Source organism: Nostoc sp. (assembly GCF_036919595.1).
In the GTDB taxonomy this organism is placed as follows: domain Bacteria; phylum Cyanobacteriota; class Cyanobacteriia; order Cyanobacteriales; family Nostocaceae; genus Nostoc.
In genome coordinates this window covers 1-16004 of the sequence record NZ_JBALCO010000093.1, presented here as the reverse complement: position 1 = coordinate 16004, position 16004 = coordinate 1, and the positions used below count along the sequence as shown (strand labels likewise).

Genomic DNA, 16004 nt, shown 5'->3' with positions numbered 1-16004 from the left:
GAGGTAACGCAAAGGTACGCAGAGTAAAAGTTAAGCTAAAGCTGATTTCTTCTTTGTGTACTTGGCGGTTAGTTAATCAGAATTGCTGGACTTGGAGGCGATCGCAAATGGTACGGACATCATCTAAAAACATAACTTTGGCAGAGTTTATAATTTTACCAGAAACGAAGCCCGCTAGTGAATACATCGATGGTCAAATTATTCAAAAACCTATGGCACAGGGAGAACATAGCACTATTCAAGGTGAACTGATTATTTTTATTAATGCTGTCTTGAAACCCCAAAAAGTTGCACGAGCATATCCAGAACTGCGATGTACATTTGGTGGCAGATCAATTGTCCCGGATGTAGCGGTATTTACTTGGGATAGAATGCCTCGCAAAGAAAATGGCAGGGTAGCAAATTTATTTTCAGCAGCTCCCGATTGGACTATTGAGATTCTATCGCCTGACCATAGACAAACGAAAGTTACGAAAAATATTTTACATTGCCTGAATTATGAAACACAAATGGGTTGGCTGATTGATCCAGAAGAACAAACGGTATTTGTGTACATTCGCAATAAACAGTCAATTATGTTGGATGAACTAGAAGCTTTACTTGCTGTGCCAGATTTTGCAAGTGAGTTGAGGCTGACAGTAGGAGATTTATTCGGTTGGCTGTTAGAGTAAATCCAAGTATGTCAAATCCTGACGAACTGAATGAGAAAATAGAGCAAGTGCAGCAGATTTTCTGGGTAGGAATCGGTTGTAAACGGGGAACCTCATGGCAATTGATTGATCGGGCAATTGAGGAAGTATTTCAAGAAAATCAACTTTTTCAAAGTGCGATCGCAGGAATTGCTACTATTGACACTAAAGCCTCGGAAGTTGGTTTAGTACAACTTTGTCGCCTACGAAGTTTGCCCCTAAAAACCTTTTCTGCGGAAATCCTTCGCTCTGTCTGTGTCCCCAACCCTGCCACAATTACCGACCACAAAGTAGGTACACCTAGCGTAGCAGAGGCAGCTGCTATTCTTGCAGCTGCTCAACTCACATCGTTGACTGTTTTCTCCTTTGCAAGCATAGAGGAATTGCGGGTGAGGTTCTTAGTTGCTAAACGAATTTTCCAGTTACAAGGGCAACCAGGAGCGGTAACCCTAGCTGTTGCCCAAGCTTCAAATATGAGTATTACAATTTACTAATTTTTCTAGTCAACAACTCTCAATAAATAGTTAATTATGCTAGAAACAATTGCTAGCACAATTGAACCTAACAAAGCAGGTAAAAAGCCCTGAATCTCAAAACCATAACCAGGAGTTAGTCCACTTGCCAGCCAAAGGGTTAAGGCGTTGATCACTAATGTAAATAAACCAAAGGTGAGTAAGGTAATCGGAAATGTCAAAATCTGCAAAATTGGTCTAATAAATGCATTAACCAGACCAATCACAAGGGCGGCGATCAAGGCAGTCACAAAATTCTTGATAAAGAATCCCGGAACGATATTAGCAGTAAGAAATAACGCCACCGCACTACCGAGCCAAGTTAATAAAAAGTGTTGCATAAGTTTTTTTAGAGGAATTAGCAGTAAGTTTAATTAATTTGACTATTACCAGTTGTAATCTATAACACCATCAAGCGTAGTTGTATTTAGCTCCTATGTTGTACTTCTCTTATCAGATCAAAAGCAATCTAATTTTTCAGCGCTCGCATAGAGAGATACTTTCAATCAAGATATCTTTATCGTATTGCAGGATGTACCACGAATTAAATTCATCAAAAATAATATAATTAGCAAAATTCCTACAGAGGTTTCTCGACTGAGAGAAACCTCTGTATCTAATAGAGGGTATGTAGCACTAGCAAGTTCCAAAGTCATTAAGGGAACTGGCAAAATTGTACTCTAGTGGGTGGCAACTTTAGTCTCAGCCTAACGTTGTTGGGGCGATCGCCGCAAAAGAACCTCCCACGTAGAGCCACCAACTACACCGTCAGCTTCTAATCCATAGCGCTTTTGTGCTGCTTTCACAGCGACTTCGGTTGTCACACCAAAGTCTCCATCGGCATCGCCTTTCAAGAAACCAAGCTTTTTCAGTTGTTGTTGTAACTTAACAACTTCAGAACCACGTAACCCTATACGCAAAATTGGTAATCCTTCTGAGGTATATTGAATACCAGGGGTTCGGTTAGTAGTTGTGTTTGACTGAGTTGGAGTAGTTGATGTCGTGCGATTCGGCGTTTTCTGTGTCCTTGAAATTGTAGCTTTTCTTGGGGTAGCAGGTCTTGGCTCAGGGTTGGTCACAGGTTGTGTTGCAGCTTTTTTTGTGGTAGGAGGTCTTGTAGGGCTAGTTGCAACTTGTGTTACAGCTGGTCTTGGGGGATTGGGGCTAGGATTTGCAACGTTGGTAAGGTTGCTAGCCTGGGTTGGAACAGGAAAATTTGTCGCTGAGTTAAATCTTGGCTGGGATGAAGGGACGGTTGATGCTACTACCGATTCCTTAGGGAAAAGTCGTTGCCAAGTGCTGGCGTCAACAACACCATCTGGATTCAAGCCAGCTGCTTGTTTAAACCGGGAAACAGCACTGGCGGTATTCTCACTATATGTACCATCTACAGCACCAGAATAAAAACCCAAAAGTTTTAGAGCTGCCTGAAGTTCAGACACACGTTCGCCTTGGCTACCAACTTTAAGGGTAGGGCGGTTGATGCTATCTCCAGGATTTACTTGGGCAATTTTTTGTGGTGCGGCTATTGATACTACAGCCGTTGAGGCAATAAGCAGAGGCGTAGTGGAGAACAAGAGTATTTCAATGGCTGATAAAGATTTAGACCTCTTTGGCCACCAACCCTTTTGCCGTTTTTCCATTCTACAGCGATTTACAGTTGGATCTAGTAATTTTAAGTAACTCAAAATACTTGCTGTCAGGCTGCTTTGCATGGAATTTACTCCCAGAATATTCTCATGCTAATGGTACAGCCGCTTGGTCTAAAAAACAGCTGCTGCATTTATGAGCGCACATTTTCAGTTAGGCGATCGCTCGATTAATTGCTTCTTCTTGACCAACTAAAGACAAGTAAGGTGATTTTAAATACTTACAAGCTGCGGCGATCGCATCCTTGGCACTCACAGCCGCAATCAATTCTTGGAACTTTGTGTCGAAATCAATTCCTAAGCCCAAAATTTCATACCAGCCGTATATCTGAGCAATTTGCCCGTTCGTTTGTTTACCCAAGGCGTACTGCCCCAGGATCTTATTTTTAGCAGCTTGGAGTGCGCTTTCGGATACTTCATCGCTAGACAATAAATCTACTTCTGTCCGCAGTCCCTCTAGGGCAATGCTAGTATTTTCCGGTGCTGTACCCATGTAAACCACAAACGATGCTGGAAATAGCCTTGTGGAGTAAAAGGCAGATACTTCGTAAGCTAAACCGCGTTTTTCCCGCAATTCGACAAACAAGCGACTAGAAAGCCCATTTCCCAGGTAGGTACACAGCAACTTCAGTGCGGCGTAGTCCACAGAACTCACTGATGTTCCCAAATAACCAAGCATCACGATTGATTGTTGTGTCTGTACTGGCTTCAGCCTTACCTGTGGTTCCACCCTAATCTCAGGTAAATTCAATATTGGCAGTGCTTGGGCTGGCGTTTGCCAATCACCAAAGACTTCTTCTACCAATGCCACTGCATCTGTGGGTGTGACTCTACCAGCAATACTAATTACTACATTCTCTGGACGGAAATAAGTCTGGTGATACTCCACTAAATCCGCACGAGTTAAGCGGCTCATGGTGGTTTCATCTCCCAGCACTGACATAGCATAGGGATGATTTTGGTACATTACCTGCCGCATTTGTTCAAAGGCGACATTGAACGGTTGCTCTTTTTGCGAACGAATATCCTGGAGTGCTAAACGCCGTTCTAGTTCCACTTGAGTTTCGGGAAAAGTAGGCGATCGCAAAATCCGCCCTGCCAATGTTAAAATTTCCCTAAAATCAGATGTTACCGTCTTGAAAGATAGCAAAAAATAATCAGTACTGGCATCTGCACTCAAACTCGCCCCTACAGACTCGACAATTTCGGCAATTTCCAAACTAGAAAGACCATCACATCCCTTTGTCATCACTGCTGATAGTAAATGTGCTAACCCTGCTTGCTCCCGATTTTCCTGACAACTACCGGCACGCACAAAAATTCGCGCTGCAATAATGTCCGCAGCAGGGTTTTCTGCTACCAGCACTACAATGCCATTGTTCAATACGGTGCGATGGATAGGCGATTTTTGTAGCAAGGTTGTTGTCATTTGTCTTTTGTCCTTTGTCGGTTGTTACTCGATTTTAGATTTTGGATTTTAAATTTTAGATTGCCCCACAAATAACTTTGCTTGCTTTGAAACAAAATAATGAAATCATTTTATTTGTCTTCATGGCTCAATTCAGGCGATTTAAACCGATGTTTTAGATTTTTTAGGGACTTCCAAATAAAAAATATCCCAAAACTGACCAAAAAATCCTCTCTCTATGTTCTCTGCATCTGGAGTGGTTCGTAATTTATTTCTTGGAAATCCCTTATTTAATCCAAAATCCAAAATTGGCAGCGTCATTTGTCTTTTGCTAATTGCTAATAACTAATGACTAATGACTAATGACTAACACGGTTTAAGTATAGTAACCGCATAATTCTGCGGCGAGAGATACTGTTGAGCTAATTTTTGCAATTCTTGGGCATCAAAAGACTGAATCTGCTGAGGATATGTCACAGCTAATTCAGCTTGGGCGATGGTATTGTAATATCCATAAAGCCCCGTTAGTTGATTTGGCGTTTCGGTAGAAAATGCATACTCATTACACAGCAGCCTGCGTGTGCGGGCAAGTTCCTGTTCACTAATTCCTCTAGTCTGCAAATCATCCAAATGAGCGCAAATTAAAGACTCAACTTCCTCCAGATTTTCTGGTTCTAACCAGGCAGTAATTGTAAATAAACTTGATTCCCGTTGTAGAGAAAAACTACTGCAAATTCCTTGTACTAATTGTAAATCTTCTCGTAAATCACGCACTAAACGCGAAGTCCGCCCTTCTGCCAATAACACCGACAACAAATCTAAACCATAGCCAGTGCGGATTTCTTCTACTCCGGGTACCAGCCACGCCATCAATAACCGCGCTTGCTCTATACGTGGTAAACACAGTTCTTGACGGTGAATTCCTGTTATTACTGGCTTTTCCACTTTCTCAAACTGCGGACAATTAGAGCGTTCGCCAAAATCAGCAAATGAACGATTTACCATTTCCCAAGCTGGTTCCTGGGCTATACCCCCGGCAATTATCACCGTCATATTTTCCGGCTGATAGTGAGTGCGGTGAAAACAACGCATTGCTTCTGGTGACTGCTGCATCAGATATTGCTCAGTACCCAGTATCGAGCGTCCGTAAGGGTGATCCGGGTAGATGCTTTTAATCAGAGTTTGGAATCCTATCCAGTCGGAATCGTCCTGACAAGAACGAATTTCCTCTAGCACCACGTCCCGTTCGCGGCTAAATTCATCTTCTGGAATTGCCGCATTCAGCAGTAGTTCTCCCAAGTAGGGCAGAGTATCTTTTAAATAAGGGGCAGCTGTAGTGAGTGAATAATGAGCATAATCATAGCTTGTCGCCGCATTACTCACACCACCCCGGTTTTCAACGTTGTAATCGAACATTCCAGGGGGTAGCGTTGCCGTACCTTTAAAAATCATGTGTTCTAAAAAGTGCGCCATCCCGAACCACGGTTCTGGCTCTAGGCTGGCTCCAGCCCGCACCCAAACATCCGCTACTACTACAGGGGTAGTGGGAATATGTTGATGAATAAACGTTAAACCACTGTCTAGTCGGAAGACCGAGGCTGGAAATAAGGTATTAGTTAGTTGTTTTAACAATTTTTTGTAGCTTTAACCACAATTTAACGCAATTGTGTCATTTTAACTCTGAACGATACCTGATTTAGAATCAAATTATACAGATTTTGTAGAATTGTGCGATCGCTGTTCTCTACACTACCGAGAAATTGGAAGCGTTATGGATTGAGAGGAAAATCGTTCTACTTTACTCCTGTCCCAAGAAGGGGTTAATTCTTTTTGTCATCTCAAAATAAGCGAACATACAGCTACAGGTCTCTACTTCTTTAAATCGGAGTAGTAGCCATTAAGATACTGGAATCTCAATGACAAATTTTGTTCCTTTGCCAAGCACAGAATTGCAACTCAACCGCCCATTATGGGTTTCCTCGACAATTTGACGAGCGATCGCTAATCCTAATCCTGTTCCTTTCCCAACCTCGGATTTTCTAGATAAGCGATGATGCTGCCCTTGTAATACCAATTTTGGATGAAGATGCGCCAAACTACATGAGGAACGAACCGCAAAGACTGCATAGACACGAAGTGGCTTCCCGCAGGGTAGGACACAAAAAAACAAACAAAGAAAGAAAGAAGAAGCCAATAAAATTTGGCGCAGCCTCACAAAGAAATGGTATCAGTATCTAGGTTTCCCAAAAATATGGCAATATTTACTGTCAGTTCGCTCATGAAATGGCAAAAGTAATACTAATTTCAATAATTAAAGCTCCCAAAGTCAATTAGAATTTGGGAGCTAATAATTTTAAGTTCACCGCGACGCCGTTTTACCTAAGTTTATGACCTGGGTTTATCCAGGTGGGAACCTAAATTCCTCGTTTAAAGTTTCCGGGTACATGCCCGGTTTACTGCCACGAGAACAGTTGACTCCCTTGTCATTAAAGGCATAGATCAAAAAACTTGATGGCAGTCACCAACGTCGTAGTGCAACTCACTCATTATAGCTTTCAAAAAGATGTTGTGTGTCAACATCGAAATTTTCTGGTCAATTTACCTGGGATACCAGATAGATTCTATGGTGTGGGCAATGTCGTTGGCGAGCGCCGTTGCCGATTCTCTATTTTGGTTATCTAGCAAAACGGTGACATGTCCTAACTTTCGCCCAGGACGTGATTCTATCTTCCCATACCAATGAAGGTGCGCCTGGGGAATCTCTGCTATTTGTTGACGCTGGCTTTGGTAGTCGCTGTGAGAATTTTCATACCCCAGTAAATTTACCATTACAGCGCCAGCACACTGCAAAGCTGGATTTCCCAAAGGTAAACCACAAACGGCTCGAAGGTGCTGCTCAAACTGAGAAGTTTCGCAGGCGTCAATAGAAAAATGCCCAGAATTGTGGGTACGGGGCGCAATTTCATTTACCAGGATTTTGCCATCAGCACTGAGAAATAGCTCAATTCCAAAAATTCCCACTACTTCTAGGCTATTTAATAGAGTATGTGCGATCGCTTCGATTTCTGCTAGTTGATTGGGCGTAATCTGGGCTGGCGCAATCACCCGCCGACACACTTGTTGTTCTTGTTGGGTTTCTACCACCGGATAAGTGACAATTTTTTCCTCTACAGAACGAGCTGCAATTACTGCTAGTTCTCTTTCAAAAGGTACAAATTCTTCTAACAAGAAAAGTGATTGATTTAAAGTTTTTTTTGTAGTTTCATAACTTAGCTTTTGCTCTAAAGTAGCAAAATCCGGAATTATGAAAGTACCCTGACCGTCATAACCGTGGCGTCGGGATTTAAGGACTGCTGGAAAACCTAGATATTCTATTTTTGATTTGAGATTTTCCGTCTGGTCAAGAGCGAAAAATTGAGGAACTGGTAATCCTAAATCGCTTAAATAGCAGCGCTGATGATATTTATCTAAAAGAGGAGCTAAAGCTTTTAATTTGGGACGGAAACAAACACCTTGCTGTGCTAAAAGAGATAAAGTTTGCAGGTTAACAAATTCGTTTTCAAAGGTGATGACATCGCATTTTTGAGCTAATATCTCTGTAGCACTGGCGTCATCTACCGGAGCGAAAACGATTTCCTGAGCAATTGACACGGCCGGGTCGTGTTCACTAGGAGTTTGTATTACTAATTCTACTCCTAGCTTCTGTGCTGCATCCGCCATCATCCAGGCAAGTTGTCCGCCACCAATTACACCAACACGTTTCATTGACATCCTAGAGAATCACGAGTTTGCACGCCTGTTTTGGAATTCACACCACTGGCTTTCTGGCACAGTTCTTTGATTTGTGCCCTATCCAAAATTGCATCAGTAAAATCTGCACCGTCTATATTCACATCATCAAAGATGGCACGCAGTAAAAGAGCTTCTTTGAAAACTGCATCGCTCAAATCTGCCTTAGTCAAGTTTACCTGATCAACCATTGCATTAGTTAAATCCGCTCCGTGGAGATTTGCTTTTGTCATCACCGAAGCGCTCATGACTGCTCCCCGCAAGTCGGCGTTTGCAAAGTTAGCCAGTTCCATATTGGCGTTAGAAAACTCCGCAGCTTGCAAACTGTCACCAGAAAAATTACGTCTTGATAACTCTGCATTGCTAAATGACAGTGGATGAGTCCAATCTACCGCCAGTACGGGATCAGCCACGCACCATATAATAATTCCTAGAAGGAACGCCAACCCTTGCCGCCAAAACATATCGAGAGCCAATTTGGTGTCTAATCGCTGCATTTAATTACCGCATTTGAATATTAGCAAGATATGAGTCATCCTAATTGAGACTCACAGCCTTGCTACTGGACTTGGGGGATGTGTATTTCCCTTGCTTAATATTTTGTAACGCAAAAAGACATACGCATAGCTCGTTTTAGACATCGCTGCTCACCTTGAACAAAATTATCCCTGGTACTCAATATATCAAGAAAGTTATTACTAAATACTGATACTAATGACTAAATAGGAGTTTCTTTTGACACCAGGTAAGTTGGAGCATAACCTATCTCTGTTGATTAAGGTAAAACTTGAAATTCCTCATTCTAAAGGAATAGTTTAGCTTTAGAAAGCGATGTCTAGGACGGATTATGCCTACACTCGTTGATTTATTCACAGTTCTTCATTTTTAGATTTTAATTTCAGGGTATAAAGAGTTTTATTAAGCAGTAATACTCACCGACTTGTTTATAATTCTTGACTTTCAACTTTTCAAGTAAAGTTTATTGTCTTTTAAAGTAAACAAACCCTATCGACTGCTAATCTTTTAATTAATGAAAGCAAGGTTTGAGGCTAATTATATGTGTCTCAACTGCTTAACAAAGCTTAAAAGTTGGATACTCAGCGTTAATTTTATAGCAATTAATTAGTTCTTCAGGAATCTCTAAGAGTTTATCTTCACCAAGTTCACAACTCCCACAAACCGAACTCCGAAACCCGATGATGAATCATTACTCACTTCAATGGATTGAGGCATGGTGCCAAGAAAATGGCTGGACAGATTTATTTGTCGAGCGACGTAACAACTTCTGGGCTTTCCCTCCGGGTGGGGTAATGCCAGAACCAATCCCAGTTAATGTTCTTAAATTGATTAAAGCTGAAAAGGGATTGACTTTTGAAGAACGATTGTGGTCGATGTTCGCAGTAATTGGCACAATCCTAGCTGTTCTTTTCACCTTTTGGTTTCAGTCGCCGATGCCATTAGTTTTAGCTTTCGCCTTTAACGCCGTTACGGTGGCTCAATTTGAACTTGAAGATGCCTAAATTCTTTTTTTGGGCTTTGCTATTAAAACTGCTCTTGTCTACTTTCAGCATGAGCAGTTTTTCATTTCAGAAAAAGAGACGAAATCACCACAGTTTCAGCTAAAGATTATTAGTTATACCGATTACCTGTGAGGTTGCATAGAACAAGAAGCTTAAGCCCCTTGTCTGAATACGCTTGGGTTAAGGCTAAAACTCCTTATGAAGCTTGAATAAACATTTGCTGAATGCTACCTTCTACAAGGTGACACAGGATTTGGAGTGTTTTTTTTAACCATGAAGCGCAGACACAAAGTAGCTTATAGCTTAACATCGCTGTTCAGTCTAAATTTAATATGTACCTTAGTTGCATTTGATGGGGCGATGGCTGCGCCAACACCTTCGGTAAACGCCACACCACCAAGAACCCCAGATAAAAGTGTCGATTGCGAGATTTTAGTTGTGGGTGGTGGACTATCTGGCGTCGCCACAGCTTACGAGGGGTTGCTAGCAGGACGAACGGTTTGCCTCACGGAAATTACTGACTGGCTAGGAGGACAAATTTCTGCTCAAGGGACATCTGCGTTAGACGAACGACCAACCCAGCGATCTCTCAAATTCTATTCTCGCGGCTACCTAGATTTGCGAAACCGGATTGAGCGCAAATACGGTAAACTTAACCCCGGTCACTGCTGGGTAAGTGAATCCTGCTTTCTTCCCCGCGATGCTCACACTATTTTGACCCAGATGCTTAAAGATGCCGAAAAGCGAGGCAAAGGGAAGTTGCAATGGTTTCCCAACACGGTAATTAAGGATTTAGAAATTGCTGCTGATGGCAAAATAATTAATAGTGCGATCGCTATCCAACATCAACCAGCAAAAGGCGCACCACCTCTGAATACTTTTACTTTATCTCAAAGTATTGAAGATTCTTATAGTTACGAAAACTCATCTCGGTTTACTAAAACTATTCTTCGTTTTATCCCCAAAGCAGCGAAAGGGGATGCTCCTAAATGGTACGTCGTAGACACCAGCGAAACTGGAGAAATTATCGCCCTTGCTGATGTTCCCTACCGATTAGGCATTGATGCCCGTTCCTACTTAGAACCTTCTGCTTCCAGCACCAACAACGACCCTTATTGCCCTCAAGGCTTTACCTACACCTTTGCAATGGAGGCAACCAAGGAACCGCAACCGCAGCCGATGCCCCCATTTTATTCACAATACGCGCCATATTTCAGCTATGAATTAACACGACTGGCTAACTTTGATTTGGTTTTCACCTATCGGCGCATTTGGAGTCCAAACAAAGGGAAACCAGAAAAATTTGGCGGTATAAATTTTACTGCTCCTACACCAGGGGATATCGCCATGCAAAACTGGACTTGGGGTAACGACTACCGCCCCGGAACTGCTGCTGATAACCTGATTTACAGCCGCCAACAGTTAGAAGCTACTGGGCAGTTAAAACCAGGGGGCTGGATGGGAGGACTGCGAACAGAAACCCTCCGCAAAGCTGAGGAAAATGCCCTCTCTTTCTATTACTGGTTGGTAGCTGGAACTACAGATTCCCAACTGGGGGAGGGTATCAAGCAGCAGCAAAGCAATAACCGCTTGTTGTCAGGGCTAAATTCTCCGATGGGGACAGTGCATGGCTTATCGAAATATCCTTATATGCGAGAAGGACGCCGCATTATTGGCCGGCCCAGTTGGGGGCAACCCGAAGGCTTTGGTATTTGGGAAATTGATATTTCTCGCCGAGATTACAATGATGAGTATTACCCCAAGACTCTACCAGCAGATATGTATCGTAGACTACGAGCAGCACTTGCAGGTTTGGAAGCAGTATCAGTAATTGACGGTAAAGTTTCACCAGACAAAGCAATGCGGCGGACTCGTTCTACCGTCTTTCCCGATGCTGTGGGTATTGGTCACTACGCTATAGATTTCCATCCTTGCATGGTGAATAGTCCCCCAGAAGCCCCTGGTAATACAGAACATCCAGGTGAAAGACGTGGTGCTGGCCAAGCTTATCCCTTCCAAATTGCTTTGAGGGCAATGATTCCCCAGAAAATTGACAATTTGCTGGTAGGAGGCAAAAGTATTGCTACTAGTCATATTGCCGCTGCTGCCTATCGAGTCCATTCCTTTGAATGGTCGGCTGGCGCAGCTGCGGGAACTGTTGCTAGTTTTGCCATTAAAAATGCGATCGCACCTTACCAACTAGTCGATGACTTACCCAAACAAGAGCCACAACTGGAAGCACTCAAACGGCTTTTGCAACAAAATGGTAACCCTACAGCCTTCCCCGATACATCTATTTTTAACGAAAACTGGGATAATTGGCGGTAGAGTATTGGACATTGGACATTCGATATTAGGCATTGGACATTGGGTATCGGGCATTGGGGACTGAATTCTTTCCAATACCCAATTCCTTACTCTCAACTCTCAACTCTTAACTCCAAACTCCAAACTCCCCAGTCCCCAGACAATGGACTAAACTAGTTATTTGTAGTCTAGTTTTGTAAAATCCTCTTGACCAATTGTTCTATGGTTACGACACTTTCAGCAGATGTTTACGGGATGGCCACAGCACCAACTATAGCTCCTGAACGGTCTAATCAAGTTACCCGTAAGACTTATCCGAATTACAAAGTGATTGTATTAAATGATGATTTTAATACATTCCAACATGTGAGTGAATGTTTGATGAAATATATTCCGGGGATGAGTGGTGATCGCGCGTGGGATTTGACTAATCAGGTACACTATGAAGGTCAAGCGATCGTCTGGGTCGGTCCCCAAGAACCTGCGGAACTTTATCACCAGCAGCTGCGCCGAGCAGGTTTGACAATGGCACCTTTAGAAGCAGCTTAATCATCATGGGCAAACTCACCGTAAATCCCCTCCAGACAGCTTCGCAAAAAGCTGGCAGACTAGTTTGGAATCACTCGACACACCTTTCTGGTCTCATCCCAATTTTAGAACGTCTTTGTCAGATGGATGGCATCCAAACTGTGACGCCGGGAGTGATTGGGCGGTCAAAAGGTCATTGCCCAAAAATGCAACTGCGGATCTCAGTACCGATCCGTGGGGGCTATAAAGTAATCGCACGGCAGGGGAAGACGGTACAAGAGGTGTTTATTTTGACCCCTTTGGCGCAGTCAGAATTGGAAACGGCATTAGCGATCGCGATGAAATCCTAATCTTTGTCATTTGTGCAAAGCTAATGACCAATGCCCAATCCCCAATAACTATTCCTCAACCCGGTGGACTGCAAATTTGTGTAGTGGCAGACTAACAATGCAAGAAAAAGTTAAGAAATATGACAGAGCCGTAGTTATTCTCAAAGTCATGAGTATAGATTCCCAGTCGGGTAAAACTATCTTCTCTATGCCAAAGGCTACACAGTAAACTAGCCAATAAGTAAAACTCATTCTAAAGAGAATCCGCTCTGTTTCTTCTATATCATTTTTTTGCTGCTTGCCGTCCCACAGTAATATCAGTCCAATAATGCAAGCTACAAAGGAAACAGCAACTACAAATTCGTGACAAAATATATTTAACGAATGCATTTGTGTTTATCCCCACATTTTTCAGTTGAAATTCAGTCTAAAGGAATATTCCTTGCAGAAATACAAATTATTTACAAACCTCAATAGAGTTATGCATCTGTAAATAAATGCAACAAAAATCGTTTTTTTGCAAATCTTATTTTTAATGAAAATTAAATATTTTTGTTAAGCAGGCGATCGCAGATTGAAGCAGAAAATATCAATTCTGCGGTTCAACAAGCGATGGCGCTACTAACAATTCCAGAGATTCTAATCCAGTTTTAGTAGCCATTAACGCTGAGAATTGCATCTTATTTTAACTAAAGTAGGTCGGCAGGCTTCTGGTTATAAAACAGCACAAAAAGCCCTGAATCGATTTATTGAAGAAATAAAACAAATTGTTGACAGTTTATCATTGACAACAAACAAAACTGCGACATTAAGATTTACTATCTTTCAGAATGCTTGGTTTTATCGCTGTTCAATGTGAAGAAATATTTCGCCAACAGTGTCTTCTTTAGCACTACTCCTAATTAAGCGGATTGAAGCGTTGCAAGATGAGAGCTATCAGCACCACTGGGAAACCTGCACCTAAACAAATGAGTGCTTGGGTAAACGTCAAAGGTGTTGTGTCAAACACTTGATTCATCATGCCCCACTGACTAAACAAACATTGTAAAATCACCACACCCACAATTTTGATCGCCGGAGCATAGGCGACCGATGTGCTTTTTCCTTGAATTCTCGCAAACACAGAGGGGAGAAACTGGGTGATACTTAAGAGGTAAAAAACTTCTGCTGCTACCAGTCCATTAATTGCCATTCGGGAAACGCCGATCGCCAAAGTGACGGTGACGATCGCAGGCAATCCTTCTGGAATCGCGCTGACAACCAGAGCCACACTCGCTTTGAAAACATTAATCAAAGATCCACCCTGTCCTAATCCGACTGCAAATGTCAGGGCTGCCAACCCTAAGATGACGTAAAGTAAGGTTTTGCTGAACTTGTCGATTTTTCGCGTCAGCGGTGTTTTCAGACCGGTGCTGCCTTGAATTAACTGCGAAATTCGACCCGTTTCGGTGGCATCTGCGATCGCCACTACAATTCCTTCTCCTTGTCCAAACGTGACGAAACTTCCTGTATATGCCATATTGCTTCGTTCGGTTAACGGTGTCTCGACATCCAACAAATGGGTTACTTTCTCCACCGGAACGGATTCGCCTGTTAAGGCAGACTCGTCAATTGCAACCCACGCACACTTAACAACCGCAGATCCGCAGGCACTTTATCTCCAGATGCCAGCAGTACCAAGTCACCCAGAACAAGCTCAGTCGAAGCCAGACGAGTTTTTTGACCATTGCGAATCACAGTTGCTTCGGTAGTGACAGCTTTGGATAGAGCAGCGATCGCCCCTGTCTGCAATTTTAACCAATGCCCAAGTGGGGCTACTAATGGTGAGAGACCGTCCCCAGATCCATCCCTTACTGGAGAATATCATCGATAGCGCAAAGTTGATGAGTACCTTAGTTAATAACCTACTGCTGTTGGCTCGGCATCAAGGACAATTACCTCCAGAATCTCTCAAAAAGGTAAATCTGAATAGCTTGCTGGAGAATTTAGTTCTTCATTACACTACTGTTGCTGCAAAAGAGTCGCTCAACTTGATCAGCCATTTACCAGAACAACAAATTGAGTTGTGGGCTGACCCCGATTTGCTCAGGCAAGCAGTCGAAAACTTGCTCAATAACGCCTGCAAATATACTCCGTCTGGGGGAACAGTCTGGTTACGCTTAGAACCTCACTCAGATCGAGTCGTGATTCAGGTGATCGATACCGGAATTGGCATTCCAGAGGCAGATTTACCTTACATTTTCGATCGCTTCTACCGAGTTGATACAGAACGGGCAAGAGAAAACGGCGGATTTGGGTTAGGATTGGCGATCGCTCAACAAATTGTCCAGGGTTAAAGAAATGTCATCCAGTATCTAATACAGCACACATCATAGTTTGCTAATTGCTGGATGAATTACTGCGTGTTCAATAATCTTGGGAATTTTAACAATTTTCTGCTGATGTTTCACAAGTGCCAATACTCACCCAGCTGCTAGAACCATCTTGCCAATGCTCTTTTTTCCAAATCGGGGCATTATGTTTAAGAGTATCAATAGCATACTGGCAAGCTTCAAACGCCTCCCTCCGATGAGGACAACCCACTGCTACTAAAACGCTAATTTCTCCAACTTGCAAACGTCCGGTGCGATGATGAATCACTACCCGATTCACATCAGACGTAGATAAGCGAATATCAGCAGCAATTTGATAAAATATCCGCAATGCCATCGGTTCGTAAGCTTGATACTCCAGAGCAATTACAGGTTTACCATCAGTTTGATTGCGAACCACGCCACTCATCATAACCACAGCACCGTTGGCTGGATCGTCAGACTTGGCATAGATTTCTTCAACAGACAATGGTGCAAAGCTAATGGCAAAACTATCTTCGGCTCTTGGTTTAACAGCAGAGGCAAGTGTAGTCGTCATAACTGCGTTGATACTATGTAGGCTTTTTCTATTGTCTCTGAACAAAACGCTATTAGTGTATATGTATTTGCTCTTGGCAATGCTTTTCAAATAGATTTGACCACAAATTGTCAGGTAGATATTACCCACAAAAGCCTATGTAATGGACATTTGAGATATTAGTGGCAATGCCCAACGCCAGTTGCTTTACTTAATGAATTCCAAGCCTTTTACCCAAAGCCTAGACAACACAAGAATTATTGAAAACCCTATATGCAATTATTAATCAATAGTACGCCTTATGTGAGTGAGAAGGGGTAGCAAAAAAGAAAGGGAAACCACAAGATAAAGGTAACGAAACCAAAGCTTGAGGTCTCCCAATGA

At 42.6% G+C, this 16004-nt stretch carries 17 protein-coding genes, 1 other RNA gene and 1 pseudogene; 7 read left to right on the top strand and 12 right to left on the bottom strand.

The window, feature by feature from the left end:
• The first annotated feature begins 107 nt into the window (after positions 1-107).
• Together V7K21_RS14005 and V7K21_RS14000 are read left to right on the top strand one after the other, a co-directional pair.
• Positions 108-671 carry a Uma2 family endonuclease gene (locus V7K21_RS14005; protein ID WP_335175148.1) on the top strand — a complete coding sequence of 188 codons (564 nt, stop codon included), beginning with the start codon at positions 108-110 and terminating at the stop codon, positions 669-671.
• An 8-nt stretch (positions 672-679) separates the two neighbouring features.
• Positions 680-1183, top strand: coding sequence for a cobalamin biosynthesis protein (locus V7K21_RS14000; RefSeq protein ID WP_335175146.1), 504 nt, complete (start codon positions 680-682; stop codon positions 1181-1183).
• A gap of 5 nt (positions 1184-1188) precedes the next feature.
• On the opposite strand, the gene V7K21_RS13995 is transcribed toward V7K21_RS14000, so the two are convergent.
• The 9 genes from V7K21_RS13995 to V7K21_RS13955 form a co-directional block, all read right to left on the bottom strand.
• Positions 1189-1542 (bottom strand): phage holin family protein, encoded by a 354-nt coding sequence (locus V7K21_RS13995; protein WP_335175144.1) that lies wholly within the window; start codon positions 1540-1542, stop codon positions 1189-1191.
• Positions 1543-1908: 366 nt separating this feature from the next.
• Positions 1909-2916 carry a peptidoglycan-binding domain-containing protein gene (locus V7K21_RS13990; protein ID WP_335175142.1) on the bottom strand — a complete coding sequence of 336 codons (1008 nt, stop codon included), beginning with the start codon at positions 2914-2916 and terminating at the stop codon, positions 1909-1911.
• An 88-nt stretch (positions 2917-3004) separates the two neighbouring features.
• Positions 3005-4279 (bottom strand): M16 family metallopeptidase, encoded by a 1275-nt coding sequence (locus V7K21_RS13985; protein ID WP_335175140.1) that lies wholly within the window; start codon positions 4277-4279, stop codon positions 3005-3007.
• Positions 4280-4420: 141 nt separating this feature from the next.
• A complete protein-coding gene (locus V7K21_RS13980; protein ID WP_335175138.1) occupies positions 4421-4579 on the bottom strand; it encodes a hypothetical protein in 159 nt (52 codons plus the stop codon).
• Between the two features lie 45 nt (positions 4580-4624).
• Positions 4625-5890, bottom strand: coding sequence for a M16 family metallopeptidase (locus V7K21_RS13975; protein ID WP_335175136.1), 1266 nt, complete (start codon positions 5888-5890; stop codon positions 4625-4627).
• Positions 5891-6155: 265 nt separating this feature from the next.
• Positions 6156-6473, bottom strand: coding sequence for an ATP-binding protein (locus V7K21_RS30715; RefSeq protein ID WP_442948882.1), 318 nt, complete (start codon positions 6471-6473; stop codon positions 6156-6158).
• A 140-nt stretch (positions 6474-6613) separates the two neighbouring features.
• A non-coding RNA gene (ssrS, locus tag V7K21_RS13965) (6S RNA) lies at positions 6614-6797 on the bottom strand.
• Positions 6798-6856: 59 nt separating this feature from the next.
• The gene (locus V7K21_RS13960; protein ID WP_335175172.1) at positions 6857-8023 is read right to left on the bottom strand and encodes a 5-(carboxyamino)imidazole ribonucleotide synthase; all 1167 of its coding nucleotides are present in this window, start codon (positions 8021-8023) and stop codon (positions 6857-6859) included.
• Positions 8020-8511 carry a pentapeptide repeat-containing protein gene (locus V7K21_RS13955; RefSeq protein ID WP_335175170.1) on the bottom strand — a complete coding sequence of 164 codons (492 nt, stop codon included), beginning with the start codon at positions 8509-8511 and terminating at the stop codon, positions 8020-8022. Before V7K21_RS13955 ends, V7K21_RS13960 begins: the two co-directional genes overlap by 4 nt.
• 732 nt (positions 8512-9243) lie before the next feature.
• Between V7K21_RS13955 and V7K21_RS13950 the strand changes: the two genes are divergently transcribed.
• The 4 genes from V7K21_RS13950 (at position 9244) to V7K21_RS13935 (ending at position 12752) form a co-directional block, all read left to right on the top strand.
• Entirely contained in the window at positions 9244-9567 is a 324-nt protein-coding gene (locus V7K21_RS13950; RefSeq protein WP_335175132.1) for a hypothetical protein, read from the top strand.
• Positions 9568-9840: 273 nt separating this feature from the next.
• Positions 9841-11895 carry an FAD-dependent oxidoreductase gene (locus V7K21_RS13945; protein ID WP_335175130.1) on the top strand — a complete coding sequence of 685 codons (2055 nt, stop codon included), beginning with the start codon at positions 9841-9843 and terminating at the stop codon, positions 11893-11895.
• A gap of 201 nt (positions 11896-12096) precedes the next feature.
• Entirely contained in the window at positions 12097-12423 is a 327-nt protein-coding gene (gene clpS, locus V7K21_RS13940) for an ATP-dependent Clp protease adapter ClpS (RefSeq protein WP_298907537.1), read from the top strand.
• A 5-nt stretch (positions 12424-12428) separates the two neighbouring features.
• Complete coding sequence (locus V7K21_RS13935; RefSeq protein ID WP_335175128.1) at positions 12429-12752, top strand: DUF2103 domain-containing protein; 324 nt, start codon at positions 12429-12431, stop codon at positions 12750-12752.
• Between the two features lie 48 nt (positions 12753-12800).
• Here V7K21_RS13935 and V7K21_RS13930 read toward each other — a convergent pair whose 3' ends face one another.
• Together V7K21_RS13930 and V7K21_RS13925 are read right to left on the bottom strand one after the other, a co-directional pair.
• Positions 12801-13121: a hypothetical protein gene (locus V7K21_RS13930; RefSeq protein WP_273761929.1), complete on the bottom strand. Its 321-nt coding sequence runs from the start codon at positions 13119-13121 to the stop codon at positions 12801-12803.
• A gap of 508 nt (positions 13122-13629) precedes the next feature.
• A pseudogene (locus tag V7K21_RS13925) lies at positions 13630-14510 on the bottom strand (HAD-IC family P-type ATPase); the annotation flags it as partial.
• Positions 14511-14551: 41 nt separating this feature from the next.
• Here V7K21_RS13925 and V7K21_RS13920 point away from each other — a divergent pair.
• The gene (locus tag V7K21_RS13920) at positions 14552-15067 is read left to right on the top strand and encodes a sensor histidine kinase (RefSeq protein ID WP_335175126.1); all 516 of its coding nucleotides are present in this window, start codon (positions 14552-14554) and stop codon (positions 15065-15067) included.
• 88 nt (positions 15068-15155) lie between these two features.
• On the opposite strand, the gene V7K21_RS13915 is transcribed toward V7K21_RS13920, so the two are convergent.
• Entirely contained in the window at positions 15156-15641 is a 486-nt protein-coding gene (locus tag V7K21_RS13915; RefSeq protein WP_335175124.1) for a molybdenum cofactor biosynthesis protein MoaE, read from the bottom strand.
• Positions 15642-16004: the final 363 nt, after the last annotated feature.